This window comes from Clostridium sp. CTA-5 (genome assembly GCF_054768135.1).
Genome location: NZ_BAAAAT010000017.1, coordinates 17,577 through 33,301, shown reverse-complemented (window position 1 = coordinate 33,301; position 15,725 = coordinate 17,577). Strand labels below are relative to the sequence as shown.

14 protein-coding genes are annotated in these 15,725 nt (G+C 24.1%); 4 read left to right on the top strand and 10 right to left on the bottom strand.

Features of this window, described 5'->3' with window-relative positions; all coding sequences use genetic code 11:
- Window positions 1-1,772 precede the first annotated feature (1,772 nt).
- A complete protein-coding gene (locus tag ACYUET_RS18315; protein ID WP_460282024.1) occupies window positions 1,773-2,918 on the top strand; it encodes an alpha/beta hydrolase family protein in 1,146 nt (381 codons plus the stop codon).
- An 84-nt stretch (window positions 2,919-3,002) separates the two neighbouring features.
- Here ACYUET_RS18315 and trxA read toward each other — a convergent pair whose 3' ends face one another.
- The 4 genes from trxA to ACYUET_RS18295 all read right to left on the bottom strand — a co-directional run bounded on the left by trxA (window position 3,003) and on the right by ACYUET_RS18295 (window position 6,805).
- The gene (gene trxA, locus ACYUET_RS18310; protein ID WP_460282022.1) at window positions 3,003-3,314 is read right to left on the bottom strand and encodes a thioredoxin; all 312 of its coding nucleotides are present in this window, start codon (window positions 3,312-3,314) and stop codon (window positions 3,003-3,005) included.
- A gap of 263 nt (window positions 3,315-3,577) precedes the next feature.
- Window positions 3,578-3,952 (bottom strand): RidA family protein, encoded by a 375-nt coding sequence (locus ACYUET_RS18305; protein ID WP_460282020.1) that lies wholly within the window; start codon window positions 3,950-3,952, stop codon window positions 3,578-3,580.
- 74 nt (window positions 3,953-4,026) lie between these two features.
- Window positions 4,027-5,289, bottom strand: a complete 1,263-nt coding sequence (locus ACYUET_RS18300) for an HD domain-containing phosphohydrolase (protein WP_460282019.1) — start codon at window positions 5,287-5,289, stop codon at window positions 4,027-4,029.
- Between the two features lie 319 nt (window positions 5,290-5,608).
- Window positions 5,609-6,805 carry an MFS transporter gene (locus ACYUET_RS18295; RefSeq protein ID WP_460282017.1) on the bottom strand — a complete coding sequence of 399 codons (1,197 nt, stop codon included), beginning with the start codon at window positions 6,803-6,805 and terminating at the stop codon, window positions 5,609-5,611.
- A 171-nt stretch (window positions 6,806-6,976) separates the two neighbouring features.
- On the opposite strand from ACYUET_RS18295, the gene ACYUET_RS18290 reads away from it, so the two are divergent.
- On the top strand, window positions 6,977-7,654 hold the full coding sequence (locus tag ACYUET_RS18290; protein ID WP_460282015.1) for a Crp/Fnr family transcriptional regulator: 678 nt from the start codon (window positions 6,977-6,979) through the stop codon (window positions 7,652-7,654).
- Window positions 7,655-7,742: 88 nt separating this feature from the next.
- Window positions 7,743-8,840: a VanZ family protein gene (locus tag ACYUET_RS18285; RefSeq protein WP_460282013.1), complete on the top strand. Its 1,098-nt coding sequence runs from the start codon at window positions 7,743-7,745 to the stop codon at window positions 8,838-8,840.
- A gap of 52 nt (window positions 8,841-8,892) precedes the next feature.
- Here ACYUET_RS18285 and ACYUET_RS18280 read toward each other — a convergent pair whose 3' ends face one another.
- On the bottom strand, window positions 8,893-10,071 hold the full coding sequence (locus tag ACYUET_RS18280) for a class I SAM-dependent methyltransferase (protein ID WP_460282011.1): 1,179 nt from the start codon (window positions 10,069-10,071) through the stop codon (window positions 8,893-8,895).
- A gap of 839 nt (window positions 10,072-10,910) precedes the next feature.
- On the opposite strand from ACYUET_RS18280, the gene ACYUET_RS18275 reads away from it, so the two are divergent.
- A complete protein-coding gene (locus ACYUET_RS18275; RefSeq protein WP_258049917.1) occupies window positions 10,911-11,036 on the top strand; it encodes a hypothetical protein in 126 nt (41 codons plus the stop codon).
- A gap of 403 nt (window positions 11,037-11,439) precedes the next feature.
- Here the strand turns inward: ACYUET_RS18275 and ACYUET_RS18270 are convergent, their stop codons facing one another.
- From ACYUET_RS18270 to ACYUET_RS18250, 5 genes are read right to left on the bottom strand one after another with little or no spacing between them, the layout of a single operon-like run.
- Window positions 11,440-12,282 carry a 4Fe-4S binding protein gene (locus tag ACYUET_RS18270; protein ID WP_460282009.1) on the bottom strand — a complete coding sequence of 281 codons (843 nt, stop codon included), beginning with the start codon at window positions 12,280-12,282 and terminating at the stop codon, window positions 11,440-11,442.
- Window positions 12,275-12,409, bottom strand: a complete 135-nt coding sequence (locus ACYUET_RS18265; protein ID WP_460282007.1) for a CD1871A family CXXC motif-containing protein — start codon at window positions 12,407-12,409, stop codon at window positions 12,275-12,277. Before ACYUET_RS18265 ends, ACYUET_RS18270 begins: the two co-directional genes overlap by 8 nt.
- A 10-nt stretch (window positions 12,410-12,419) precedes the next feature.
- Window positions 12,420-12,983 carry a TlpA family protein disulfide reductase gene (locus ACYUET_RS18260; protein WP_460282005.1) on the bottom strand — a complete coding sequence of 188 codons (564 nt, stop codon included), beginning with the start codon at window positions 12,981-12,983 and terminating at the stop codon, window positions 12,420-12,422.
- 45 nt (window positions 12,984-13,028) lie between these two features.
- Entirely contained in the window at window positions 13,029-13,778 is a 750-nt protein-coding gene (locus ACYUET_RS18255) for an ABC transporter ATP-binding protein (protein WP_460282003.1), read from the bottom strand.
- Between the two features lie 22 nt (window positions 13,779-13,800).
- Window positions 13,801-15,711, bottom strand: a complete 1,911-nt coding sequence (locus ACYUET_RS18250; protein WP_460282001.1) for an FtsX-like permease family protein — start codon at window positions 15,709-15,711, stop codon at window positions 13,801-13,803.
- Between the last annotated feature and the right edge of the window lie 14 nt (window positions 15,712-15,725).

Sequence of the window (15,725 nt, the reverse complement as noted above, 5' to 3'; positions counted from 1 at the left end):
GAGCCAGGATCAAACTCTCATAAAAAAGTTTAATCTTAGCTTACTTTTCAAAAAGAATTGCTGGTTTACTTAAATGTATTTTATATATTCTGTTCAATTTTCAAAGACCATTTTCTTTCGCTTCAACTCTCGTTGTCAGCTTTTGTTTTTTTGTGTCACACTCAAGCGACTCATTTATTATATCACTCAATTTGAATTATGTCAATAAGTTTTTTAGTTCTTAATAAATTTAAACTATACTTCCTTCTTGCTCACAGCTCCCTGCGACGTTTTTTATCTTATCATACATATTTGATACATTTATCGATATTTTTTGTATTTACCAAAATTAATCTTAAAATACTATTATATACTCATTATTCCTCCATAATACAAATATTGACACACTAGGATACGTTTTGTTTTATATCTATTTAATTGTAAGGATTCCGTACTATTCTTTACAATATTTATTAAGTTTATAAAGTTATTATCATACTATTTTGGCGTTCAATTAACACTTTCTATAAAATATATCATTTCATCAAAGAACTATCGTAATCTAATCATCAAGCTGGAAAATGGTATGACTTATTCACTTTATCTTATTAAAGATCCTACTTATTTAAAAATCTACTTATATACATATACATTAATTATTAAATCTATGAAGCTAATTATATACTAAATATTACTGTATTTTAACTTTGTTGAATAATAATAAATTATAATTGAATTAATTAATATTATATATAATAGAAACTTATATTATATATAATTACTATTAATAGGGGTATGACTATGGTTGATAACACAATAGGGTTAACTTAACACAGTATAAGTATTTTTAAATAAATAGAAGTAACTATTTTTATAACTAAAATAGTAAAAATATATAATAAGGATACTTAATTTAATATCTTTAAAATAATAAAAAATTTATTCATTAAAGAACTACATATATTTGTGTAGTTCTTTTTTTCCTTAAATATAATATTTAAATTAATTATTATTGATATGTATTTTTAATTCTTATTTTAAGTATAATAATTTCTTTAAGTTAATTATCTTAATATAATCATTCCTAATATATATTTTTTTTGAAATGTTAATATAAAGTAATTACTCTAACATTTTAGTTGTTGGTATTCTTTCATAAAATTGTGGATTTAAATTAAAATCTAAAGCAATAAATTTAGTAAATATGATATTTAATTTATTATTTAAAATATTTTATTTTTTTATTTTTTCATTATAAACACTATATATGTTTACTAAATAATATATATTTTATTTTAAATAAATTTTAATAAAAAATAATTATTTTTAAATTATTAATCTACAATTATATTTATTTCTTATTACATATCTATCTTACTACTACAATTTATCTTTAATTACAAAATAGATATTCAATAATTTGATATTTCTATTTTGTAATTAATTTTCCTATATACGCAAATAATATGAAATTAACTTCTTTTAATTTTATTTATTGCCTTTATACTACAATATAAGAATTTACTTAATATTAATTTATTTTTAGTTAAACTCTTAATCTTATTTTACTTATATAAATTTGTATATTTGATTTTTTTATGACTTATTAAAAATTAATAGATAAATATTTTACTTATTAAATTATAAATAATAATAAAATTTTTACTTATAGTATTTTAAGTTTACTTAATAAAAGTCACTTTGATTTTACTTAAAGTATAATTGTAAAGTTTTTTGAAACAATAAAATTATAAGAATTTTGAAGTTAACTGATGGAAAGGATACGATATTTAATGAAAAAAAATATATTTAATAATATATTTTTTCAGTTGTTCATTTATTTATTTATTGTTATTAATTTAATAATTCTAAACAATTATACTAGTATTAAAAATACTGAAATAAACAATATCTACAATATGAGAAATTGCAAAAATGAAATACTTAATGATGTTACTTTAAAAGAATTTGATTTTGGAGATACATCAGTAAAATTAGAAAATAATTATACTCAAATCTATCCATTAAGAGGGATTATAGGAGTCCCAGAAAATAATGAAAATCATCCTATAGTTTTTTTATTGCATGGTTCGCATTTTTTAATCTCACAAAATAATCTAAGAGCTAATGAAAGATATGATTTAGGGCTGAGATATTTAGTTAATAATCTAGCTAAACAAGGTTATTTAACTATAAGTATAGATGTAAATGGTGCATATGTTAATTCTACAGAACAATCTACTTATAAAGCATCCATAGATTTATTTGATAAACACTTAATTAATCTTACAAATGCTATAAATGGTTTAGATGTTGGATATGGTTTAAATTTAACTAACAAAGGTGATATTTCTAAAATAGTACTGATTGGGCATTCTCTTGGTTGTGAAGATATTCAATATATAACTAAAAATCAAAAGGAACAAGGGAAAAATAATATAAAAGGCTTGCTTTGTTTAACACCAAATTATTCATCAATAATAAATGATATATTTTGCGCTGATGTCCCTACAGCTATAATCATTGCAGAACTTGACAATAATTCAATTAATTTAAATGTGAAAAACCTTTATAATAATATGAAAAAAGATATAAGTAGAAATTCATGGACAATTTTAACCTATTTAAAGGGAGCAAAACCAAACTATTTTAATGATAATTTAGAAGAAAAAGATTTCTTTTTAAAGGCTAATTATAAGACTGAGGGGGCTATACAAAGAGAATATCTTACTAAAAAACAACAACAAGATTTTTTAAGTAAATATTCATTAGACTTTTTAAATTCCATTTATAATAAAGAAAATATTAGTAATGGGTTTAAAGTCCATGATAATAATTTAGAAACCTTATATGGTTATGAAGTCTTAACATCTCTAACAATACCTAATACAAACTATACCTTTAATTCCTGCACAAATAATCTCCAATATAATCCATAATTAAATAATAGGGTAAATTTAAAGACCAAAGAGTATATAAATAATTTATATACTCTTTAGTCTAAATAAATAATTCATTAAATATTATAAATGAGATTCTATTTTTTCTTTTAGTTTTTCTTTATGTAAAAATCCTATTAATGTATCTATTACTTCACCATTTTTAAAAATTATTAGTGTTGGTACTGAAGTTATTTTAAATTTATTAGCTAAATCTACACTTTTATTTATGTCTACCTTTAAGAATTTAACTTTTTCTTGCATTTCACTTTCTAACTCTTCTAAAATATCTGATAACATCTGACATGGACTACACAAATTCGTAAAAAAATCTACAACTGTAAGTCCATTTCCTACTTCTTCCTTAAACTCAAGACTATATACTTGTTTTATCATTATTTATTCCTCCATTTCTTCTATTTTATTTTTTCGTGTATTTTTATTCTTTAGACTATTTTTAACCTCTTTAAATTTGTATATTCATTTAAATAAATTAATTTTATTATTTTGTTATTTTATAGATGCACAAAAAAAGTTACCTTAAACTAAAACTTTAATTTAAGATAACTTTTCTATATAAAATCAAAAATAAAATTTAATTATTTTATTTATGTTTCAATACTAATAATATTAAAACTTAATTTTATTTCTTATAACTACTATTTATATGCTATTACCTCTACTTCACATAATGCATTCTTAGGAAGTTCTTTTACAGCTACACAAGAACGTGCTGGCTTGCTAACAAAATATTTTGAATACACTTCATTAAATACCTGAAAATCAGACATATCTGCTAAAAAACAAGTTGTTTTTATTACATTTTTAAAATCAATATTATTTTCTTCGAGTAAGGCTGATATATTTTCCATTACTTGAATTGTTTGTTCTTTAATATCTTCACCTACTAATACCCCACTTGTAGGATCTAATGCTATTTGCCCTGATGTAAATAAAAGATTTCCAAAACTTATTGCTTGAGAATAAGGACCTATAGCTTGTGGCGCCTTTTTTGTATTAGTTATTTCTAACATTTTTAATACCCCCAATAGATTTATTTTTATTTAATTATATCACTAGAGTTTATTTCTTCACATATTTATAATTTTTAAAACATAGATTTTTCTTTAAGATCTTTCAATAATTCATTATATTCATCTTTCATATTCTCATAAATTTTAATTAAACTATCAGTCTCTTCTTTAATTTCTTCTATTATACGATCATAATTTTTAATAACTAAATCAACTATTTTAGAATCTATTTTATTATTCTCTGACATATTTTTAAGAATCATTATTATTTTATCTTTACTAAATTCATCTTTATAACTTCTAACTCCTAATAATGCACTAAAAATATCTCCAACAGCTACTATTCTTGCCTCATTTGATATCTCATCACCTTTAAGGCCAAATGGATAACCCATTCCATCTAATTTTTCATGATGTGCCATTGCTATATCTCTAATGTCATCTATATCTAAATTACTTAATATTTTATAACCAATACTCACATGATCTTTCATTTTTTCAAATTCACTTTCAGTAAGTTTACCTGGCTTTTCTAAAATATTTATAGGTATTGCTATTTTACCTATATCATGAAGCATAGCTGCAATTCTAATAGTGTTGCATGTTTCATCATCAAATCCATATAACTTTGCTATTTGATAGCTAACAGCTTCTACAACTATTGTATGTCTTACAGTTGCTTCACTCCTAAAATCTATAGCATAAGTTAACATCTTTGTATATTTTATAATCTCATCCTTATTAACATTTTTAGTGTCAAAAAATGCATGTAACTCTTTTTTGTAAGTATTATTATTAAGAGCATTATTAAAATCAATTTTTTTGCTAGCCTCTAAAAATAAATTTATATTTTCTAACGTGTATTCAACATATTTGCTTTTAACTCTATTTTTATTAATTTTTCCACTTTTTAATTCAATTAATGAAATATAATCAGCTAATCCTAATAATAAAGCTTCATCAGGTATATTTGTTATTTTATGTTCTTTTAAATACTTTGCTGTAAAGTGATGACCTAAAACAACATTTGATAAATCTCCTATTGGCGAAAAATATTTAATAAATAATGATCCATAAACTGCATGATTAATTGGTTTTATAGAGTCAATCTCTAGTAATTTATCTCTTTCAGCTACTTTATATGCACCAATATCATGGAAAACCGCTAATGTACATAACTTTATCATTTCCTCTTCACTATAACCACCATGTTGTCTTAATAAACTTAATAATATATATGCTACCTTTTCTCCATGATCTAATAACCTTTGATCCATAGCATTAAATGCTCTTTGCATAATTATTAAAATATCTTTTAAGCTAACCTCTTTTCTCATATAAAATCACCATCCCCTAAAAAATAAAATCTGTAAAAGTATATATCTCATCTTTTATATTCATACTCATATAATTTTTATACTTCTATTGTATCAATGATTACTTTATATTAAAAATTTATTACATAAAAAAGATCTAATAAACAAATAAATTTTCTTTTTATGTTTTATCTCTTAACCTTAAAACAAAATTATAATTTGAATTAACTATAATTCTTTCCCTGTTATAATTCTGCAAAAAATAAAAAAGTATATCAAGAATTATAACCTTCTTTGATATACTTTCATTTCAAATATTTCCCAGAAAATATTTCCTATATTAATTAGTTATCCCACTTCTAGAATGGTCTTTTACTCTTATATGCATTAACTTTGCTGTAAATACTAAAAGCGCAATCATTAATACAATTGCTGCAAAAGAATAAATAGGACGGTATCCTAAGCTAATAACAACTTTTCCCCATAATATAGATCCAATACCATATCCCCCGTCTAATAAAGCATAATAAATTGCATTTGCCATTCCTTTCATGCTCTCATCTACTGAATTTATAATCATAACATTTATAATTGGTAATAATGACCCCATCATAATACCACAGAAAAATCCAAACACATTTAACATTAAACTAGTTTGTGCAATTGACATTCCAAAAATCATAACTGCAAATATAAATAAACCTACACTTAATACAGTATTCATACCAAGTTTGTTTACAATTTTGTTGATAAATACTCTTGATACTAAGATTCCTAATGCATTTATTAAAAAGAATGTTCCTATATTATTAAATCCTAGTTCTATTCCATATAAAGCTGTAAATGACATTATTGTACTTTCTGAAATTGCAGCTAGTCCTAAAACTATTGATGGTACAATAATCTCCTTATTTAAAGAATGAGTACTAATCTTCTCTTCTTCTTTCTTTTCATATTTCTTAAATTTATTTTCATAAGATATGATAAAAGATATCGCCATAGTGAGCATAGATACTATAAATGTAGAAATAAATAATAATTTAAATTGAGTATAATCGCTTCCTACAATATACATAGCAATTGATGGCCCTATAGCTGTAGTTATCGTAATTCCTACTCCTGAATACCCTATCCCCTCAAGTAATCTAGATTGTGGAGTAACATCAGTTACAATTGTTGCTATAGCTGTTGATGATATACCAAAGCCAATACCTTGCATTGCTCTAAGAAATATAAGTGAATATATTCCATTAGAAAATACATATCCAATTGTAGCTATAGAAGTAACTGCTATACCTAATAATAATATCTTTTTTCTTCCTATTTTATCTAACATTTTACCCGCAAATACTCTTATAAACAGAGAAGCTAAAGTAAATGCTCCTGTCATTATGCCAGTATATACATTAGTGTTTGTAACTTGTATAGCATAAATTGATATAATTGATAACAATAAATTACAACAAAGATTTACTCCTATTGTAATGATAAGTGCTAACATAAAATTCTTAGTCCATAGCTTTTGTTTTTCTTCCATTTTAAACCCTTCCTATTTGGTAATTTTAAATTATTTTAACACTTAAGGTTGATATTAGATTGTAGTCTATACTACAATCTAATTATAAATTTTACCATGCTTTAAATTAATTTTTATATTTTAAAACATATCTATAATTTAGACACATTTAAAAAATAAGGAAGTGATAGTTTGCTTAATCATAATAAAGGTTTTCAAAAATCATCTATTGAAATAAGTAAAAATTTATATAAAATCTTTGAAAAAGCAGGGACAATACAAAAATATAAAAAAAATGAAATAATATATTTCCAAGAAGATTTAGCAGAAAAATTTTATCTTATTAAATCTGGACGTGTTAGAATTTTTTTAGTTTCAAAGGAAGGTACAGAATTAACAGTTGAAATTTTAAGACAAGGTAGATTATTTGGAGAATCTTCATGTTTTAGTTATGCATCAAGATTAACATCGGTAAGTGCAGCAACCGATGTAGAGTTAATATCAGTTGACTTAGAGCGATTATTTCCCTATTTAACAAAATATCCTGAGTTAATGATTCAAATGTTTTACTTTATGTCATTTACAATTCATAACCTTGCTACCCAAATTAATACTATGGCATTTTTTAAAGCTGATAAGAAAGTTGCTCAAATATTAATACGATTAGGAGTTTATTTTAAAGAAAATAAAAATGATACTATATACAGTATTGATTATACTCATGAAGAAGTTGCTCAACTTATTGGAAGCTGTAGAGTTACAGTAACTAAAATATTAAATGATTTTGAAAGACTAAATTGGGTTAAATTAGAATATAGAAACATTAAAATTATAAACGAAAAAAAACTAAAAGAATTTGCCTTTTCATAGGAAATAGGTATAATTAAAAAAATGATTTAAAATACATGCAAATGTATATACTAAAATAATACTATGATAAATTACTGGAGGGTAAAAAATGCACGCTTACATGTTTCCTATAAAAATAGCTTTCATAACATTTCCTTTTTTAGCTTTTTTCATAACATTTCCTTTTGTAATATATCAATATAGAAAATATGGTTATATAAATAAATTTAGAAATTTAATTCTATATTCTTTCCTTCTATATTTAATAGTAGCTTATTATCTTATTATATTGCCTCTTCCACAGACAACTGATGTTCGTAGTTTACAAAGTGAGGGTACAAAATATTATCAATTAATCCCTTTCAATTTCATTTTTGATTTCTTAAAAGAAACAAATGTGATATTTGCAAAGCCTTCAACTTATATAAATATATTAAAAGAGCGTTCATTTTTACAGGCTGCATTTAATGGGATTTTACTTACCCCACTTGGGATTTATTTAAGATATTATTTTAGAAAAGACTTAAAAAGTACATTATTAATAAGTTTTTCTGTCTCATTATTTTTTGAAATTACACAAATAACAGCATTATATGGTATATATAACGCTCCATATAGACTTTTTGATGTAGATGACTTAATATTAAATACATTTGGTGGATATATTGGATACTTAATAGCTCCTATATTTACTTTTTTCCTTCCTAAATCTAATAAATTAGATGATGATATAAATGTAAAAAATTTAAATGTAAGTTATTTTAGAAGACTTCTAGCGTTTTTTATTGATTGGTTTATACTTGGATTTATTCCTAACATAGAAAATAATATTGTTTTAGAAAATATCATAATATTCATATATTTTATATGTATAGTTTATTTTACTAACGGAAAGACCCTTGGGAAATATATAGTAAAAATAAAAGTAAAAGGTAAAAATAAAAGATTATTATTTAAAGAAGTATTTATAAGATATGGTATTCTTTATTATTGCGTTTTTGGTATCAACAAATTAATTTTTAAAACAATAGATATAAATAAAACTGAGTTTGTTAACTACATTATAATAGTTATGTTTATAGTTATTATAATAAATTTACTTATATTCTTACATGTTTTACTTTGTGTATTTAAAAAAGATTCAGAATTATTTTATGAAAAAATAAGTAAAACAAAAAATGTTATTGAATCACCTAAAAAAAGCTAATAAAAAGTTGCTATCTAAAATTTTATTTCGATAGCAACTTTTTTTGGAATTATTATATATATAAATATTCTCTTGTCATAGGCAATTCATTATTTAGTCCTTTTGTAAATAAAAATTGATGTATATCTATTACTCCGTAATTAAATGAAGCTGCACAAGAGTTTAAGTATAATCTCCACATTCTGATAAATTTATCATCAAAACCTATTTCAAAGACTTTACCTAAATTATCTTCAAAACTTTTAGCCCAACACTCTAATGTTTTACCATAATGTAATCTTAAGCTTTCTAAATCTACTAAATGTAAATCATTTTCTGCCATATTATAAACTAGTTCTCTAATTGATGGTATATATCCACCAGGGAATATGTATTTTTTTATCCATTGATTTGCTTCACTTTCAGTTTGGGCAGTTATACAATGAAGCAAGGAAATTCCATTATCCTCTAATAAATTATTTATAGTATCCATATAAATAGGAATATTTTTTCGACCAACATGTTCTAGCATACCGACACTAGAGATTCTATCAAATTTTTCACCTGTTTTTAATAATTCTCTATAATCCATTAATCTAACTTCTACTTGACCTTCAAGATTATTTTCCTTTATTCTTTCATTTACTTTATCAAATTGTTCTTGGCTTAATGTTATTCCAAGTGCTTTAGCACCATATTTTTTTGCAGCAGTTATTATAAGTTCTCCCCAGCCACAACCTATGTCTAATAATCTTTGTCCTGAATGTAAATTTAATTTTCTTAATACATGGTCAACTTTATTTAACTGAGCTTCATATAAAGAATCTTCAGCAGATCTAAAATAAGCACAAGAATAACTCATTGTTTTATCTAACCATAATTTATAAAAATCATTACCTAAATCATAATGATACTGTATATCTTCTTTACTGTTTTTTATAGAGTTTGGTGTAACCTTATATAATTTTTCAAATAGTGAAGCTTTATTTAAAAAACTATCTGTATTTTTATAAGCTGATTCTATAACATCTTGAATATTACCTTCAAAATCAATAACATCATTCATATATGCTTCACCAAAAGTTAAAAATGGGTCTTTTAAAATATTACTTTTTGGTAGATGTTCCTTTATTATTATTTTGAACTTTATATCTCCTTCACCGAATTTTTCAGTAGTTCCATCCCAAAACTGTACTTCAAATGTGTCTGAAAATATGCCTTTTAAAAATTTCTTCAAAAATAACTTTTCCATATTATATCTCCTATAAGTAATTTTGTAAGGCTAGCCAAAACTTTTATCTATATCCCTATAGTAATTACTTAGTGCTAAATGGTCAATTAACATTTTAGGTACAATAATTAAGCATTTTAAAGTAAATAAAAAGTAACGATAAAATATAACTGGTCATACCAATATTTAAACCAAAATAAAGTTTGCTTTAAACCTTGATATTATTAAGTTTTGATAACAACTCACTTAAAATCGTTTACCTGATTTTTATAATTTCTATATATAATTTAAATATTTTATTTATAAATATATATAATTTCTCTCTTATAACAAGTGCTATTATGTATATACATCTTAAATTTTTACGCCTATCATCTCTCCTTCAATAATTAATAATTTATTCTAAAATTAATTCTAATTTTATATAGAAAATGACTAACAAATATACATGTAAGAAGGTTTATTAAAAATATTGGAGACATAATATATTATTTTTTTATTATATATAATTTTACCATATATTTCCTATTAGGATTATGCTACAATATAATAGGGAGAGGGATTAAAACTAAAAATTTAAAATTAATGGGAAACATAAATATAATCAATTTTACGTAATTGTTAGCTTAGAGTTAAAAATTATGTTTGAATGTATTTTACCTAAATGGAGATAGATTCCCATAAATAAAAACCTCTTTATTTTTCTTTATTCTCCTTTCATATGTCTATTTACTGAAATATATCCACATTCTTAACTATAAATCTTATGTAATGGTCCTTACATGATTTAATAAAATTGTTAGGGTAGAATATTTCGGTTTTATATAGATAATGTTGGACTAGAAAGAGAGGAAATGTATATGAAGGTCAAAGGACGTAAAGGAAATAGTTGGTTCGAGATTTTTATTGCAAAGGAAAATGAAAGGTTCTTTGGTGTTCTTATATTTTTATTTGGAATTGTTCTTGTACTACTTAAATATCTATAAAATAACAAAAAGACCTTCGTATAGTGCATCTCTCCCAAGAAAGACTATACAAAGGTCTTGACCGAATAGAAATATTAGTTACATCTTGAGATAGTTCCTTAATTGGAACTATCTCATCCAAAGTTTTAATCTATTTTAATTTAATACATATCTATATAATATACCTAAATTATATCCTATATGTTACTCATTATACAAATAATTTTTTAATTTTATATTTATATAGTTTGATTATTTATAATATGTAAATTTTCATATTTAAATTTATATTATGAATTTAAATACTAACTCTTTTCTTTTCATATATAAATATCCAAGCAACCGTACATCTTGATATATATATAATTTTAAATGGCAATAAATATTTCTACACTTAGAGACGTATTTGTATATAGTAATATTATTAATCTTTTTTTCTCATAGGCAATATTTTTATAGCATTGTGAGGACATACTCCTTTACATTCTCCACAACGTATGCACTCAAGACTATTAGAATTTTTATTTACTGTTACATTCATCTTACATTTTCTAGAACATGCTCCACAATTAGTACAGGCCCCTTTATCAATTTCAAATCTATAAATACTTATAGGATTGAATAAGCTATATATAGCACCTAAAGGACAAATAAATTTGCAAAATGGCCTAAATATAATTATAGATAAAATAATAGTAATAATAAGAAGTGTTACCTTCCATGTAAATAGGAATCCTATAGCAGATTTTAATGAATTATCTAATAAAACAAGAGGTATCCCACCTTCAAGTGTTCCTGCTGGACAGATATATTTGCAAAAAGTTGGTTTTCCAATTCCCACTTCATTTACCCAAAACATAGGTAATAAAATTACAAACAATATAAGTATTAAATACTTTAAATACTTTAATACATCAAATTTCTTACTTAACTTTAATTTAGGTAATGGTATTTTGTATAGTAATTCTTGTATTAATCCAAAAGGACATAGCCATCCACACACAAATCTCCCCATAGTTATTCCGATGAGTGCTAAAAATCCTACCACATATGAAGAGAACTTAAATTTCATATCAGCTATAACAGCTTGCAAGGAACCAATAGGACAAGAGCCTAACGCCCCTGGACATGAATAACAATTAAGACCTGGAACACATATACTTTTAGTTTTTCCCTTATAAATATGACCCTCAAAAAAACCTTTTAAATATCCATTTGTACTTATAAGTGTTATTATTTGAACTAATTTTCTTTTTATATTATCCAATACCTATACACTCCAAACAAATATTAGTTGCCTTTATAAGTACACTATTTACTTCTCCCCTGTACATTCCAATACCAATAAACGATATGCTCATTATAATTACAATCATTCTTATTTTATTTTTCATAAACTTCTACCTACTTTTGATTATTTAAATGATTTTCTATTAATTGCTTGAATTGTTCTTTATTACGGTCTCCTACTACTGTTTCTAAAATTTCTCCCTTATTATTTACAAATACTGTAACAGGTACTGCATTTGTTTTACTAACAAAATCTTTTTTAAAGGCTTCATTTGGTATTAAGTTTGTATAGTTTACTTTTAATTTCTTTAACATTTTAAGTGCTCCAACTTCATTTTCTTCACCATCAGCAACAACACCTATTACATTAACACCTTTTCCTTCATACTCAGTACTCAACTCCTGAAGAATAGGCATTTCCTCTATACAAGGTGAACAAAATGTTCCCCAAATATTTATCATTGTAAGATTTTTATTTGTAAATATATCATTTGTTACTACATTATCGTCTATATCCTTAACTTCAAATTTAGGCATACTTATTAAATCTGAAAAAGTACCTTTTGTTTCTTGGGCTGTTTCATTTCCTGTATTTGAAGTACTCTTATTTGTTGAACCACAGCCAACTAAAGATAAGCTCATTATACCTATTAAACATAAAGTTATTATTTTTTTCATTTTGAAAACCCCTTCTTCATTAAATATAAATTTATACATACTTATTTAATTTTCTAGCTTAGCTAATACATCTAATATGTTTTGGAAAAATTCTTTTTGAGATAGATTCCCTTTTTTTATTTCTGTAAATATTTGTCCATCTTTTATAAATAATATTCTTTTGCAATAACTTGCAGCAAAAGCATCATGTGTAACCATCATAATTGTGGCTTCAATAGTTTCATTCATATTTGTTAGACATTCTAATAGGTCTTTAGAAGATTTTGAATCCAACGCACCTGTTGGTTCATCAGCTAATATAAGTGTAGGATTTGTTATAATGGCTCTAGCAGCAGCAGCTCTTTGTTTTTGTCCACCAGAAACTTCAGATGGATATTTTTCTAAAATATTAGTTATTCCAAGTACTTCCGCTATTTGTTTTACTTTTTTTTCTATACCACTAGTTTTCATTCTTGAAAGTGTTAGTGGCAGTATAATATTTTCCTTTAATGTTAATGTATCTAAAAGATTAAAATCTTGAAAAATAAATCCAAGCTTATTTCGTCTAAAAGAAGAAAGATCATCTTCTTTTAATTTCAATACATTTTCATTGCCAATGACTATCTCTCCAGATGTTGGCTTATCAATAGTAGCTATCATATTTAAAAGTGTACTTTTTCCTGCACCAGACGGTCCCATTACACCAACAAATTCACCCTCTTCAATTTGTAAATTTATATCATTAAGTGCTGTATATATATTTCCATTTAAACCATAGGTTTTTTTTAGATTTTTAGTTTCTACAACAATACTCATATTATTTATCATCCTTCCAAAGTTAATTTTCTGTTACTATTTTGGTATATGTCTTTACTGTTATTAAATAATAAATCAAATAAATCAATATATAAACTACAATACTTATAGCAACTGGTACATTAATACTAAGATCCACAATTGAACTTAAAAATCTTAATGCTAACAAATTATGAAACACTCCTATACCAATTGGTAATGCGAAAATAATTATAACTTGCTTTTGAATAGATTTTTTCACTTGTTTTTTAGATACTCCAATCTTCTTAAGGATAGAATATCTTGGCTGATCATCAGTCGCTTCTGTAATTTGTTTAAAGTATAGTATGCTTCCTGTAGAACTTAAGAAAACTATCCCAGTTAAAATTCCTACAAATAACATCATTGCACTGAAAACCAATGTCCCTTTTAATTCTTGTGCATAACTTAAATTTACACCATCAGGCATTATCTTTATTAGATCTTTTGAAAGTCCTGTACTATCTAATTCATTTTCTATTGAATATGCTTTAAGCTTAACAATATTATCTTTATCAACATATTGACTATAAATTTCATCTTGAACCAATAAAATTGGTCCTATATCCATTGGATTTAGAGGCTCTTCCATCTTTCTATCAATTATTTCAAAAGTATTTTTTGAATTTTTATAATCTATATTTACAATTTTTCCTTTTATATCATCTAAAGATGTCGGACCATATTGTAACAATAGTGCTTGCGAATTAGATGGCATTTTAAAGTCACTATTTAATCCTTTAAGTTCTAACATATGTTTATACTTGCTAACTGATATTAAATAAGTATTCTCAAAATTTAAATCAGAGAAATCATCTACTTTACCAGATACTTTTATAAATTCAACTTCTGCTGACTTAATCAATTTGTTTTCTGGATGTTTTTCTATAGCTTCCTCTACCTTCAAATCTAAAGATTCGCCAGTTGTTACATAAGCATATGAATAAGGATATGTAAATTTCTTAATTTCTTTCATATTATAATCTAAACTATAGGTAACACTTATTGCAGTTAACGCAACAGCATTTGTAATAGCAATGATTGCTAATGTCTTTGCATTTGATTTTATTCTGTATAGAAAATGAGAAATACTGATTAAATTATCGCCTCTGTAATATAATTTTTTATTATTTTTAAGGCAATTTGTTGCAAATGTTAAAAATGCACTAAAGAATATAAACGTTCCTATTATTGATGCTACAAAAGCAATTGGTATGTTAGTTAAAAATGTAGCACTATCTTTTATATTTATTACTGCAACTCCCTCTATCACCAAAAGAATAATAGCAAACAAAGATAAAATAATAGATGGTTTAGTCTTCTTATTATTTTTATTCTTATTTTCGCTTTTACTTTCAGCCTTAAATAAATCAATTAATTCAAATCTATAAATAATACTATAAGAATTTATAGAAATTATTAAAAATAATATACCAAATGTTATAGCTGTATACAGTACAGCACCCCCAACTATAGAAAATGTAATATGTAAATTCATTCCCATAAAGTTAAGTAAAATCATCATGAATAATTTAGAAAATATACCGCCTATAAGCACACCTACTATAAGTGCAAAACTTCCAATAATCATATTTTCATAAAATAACAATCTACCTATTTCTTTCTTTTTTAATCCTAAAAGTGAGTAAAGCCCAAGTTCCTTCTTTCTCTTTTTTATAAAAAACGAACTAGAATACCATATAAATATAGCAGTAAATATAGCAATTATTATGGCTGAACATTTAAATAAAATTAAAAACTTAACATCTTGCTCTAAAAGCCCTTTAATTTGCTCATTATTTGCCATATTTTGAAATGCAAAATATATCGTTACATTAAATACAACTGAAATAAAATAAAGAAAATAATTTTTAAAATTTCCTTTTATATTTTTTTTGGCTAATTGAAATAACATTTTTTTCTCCCCTC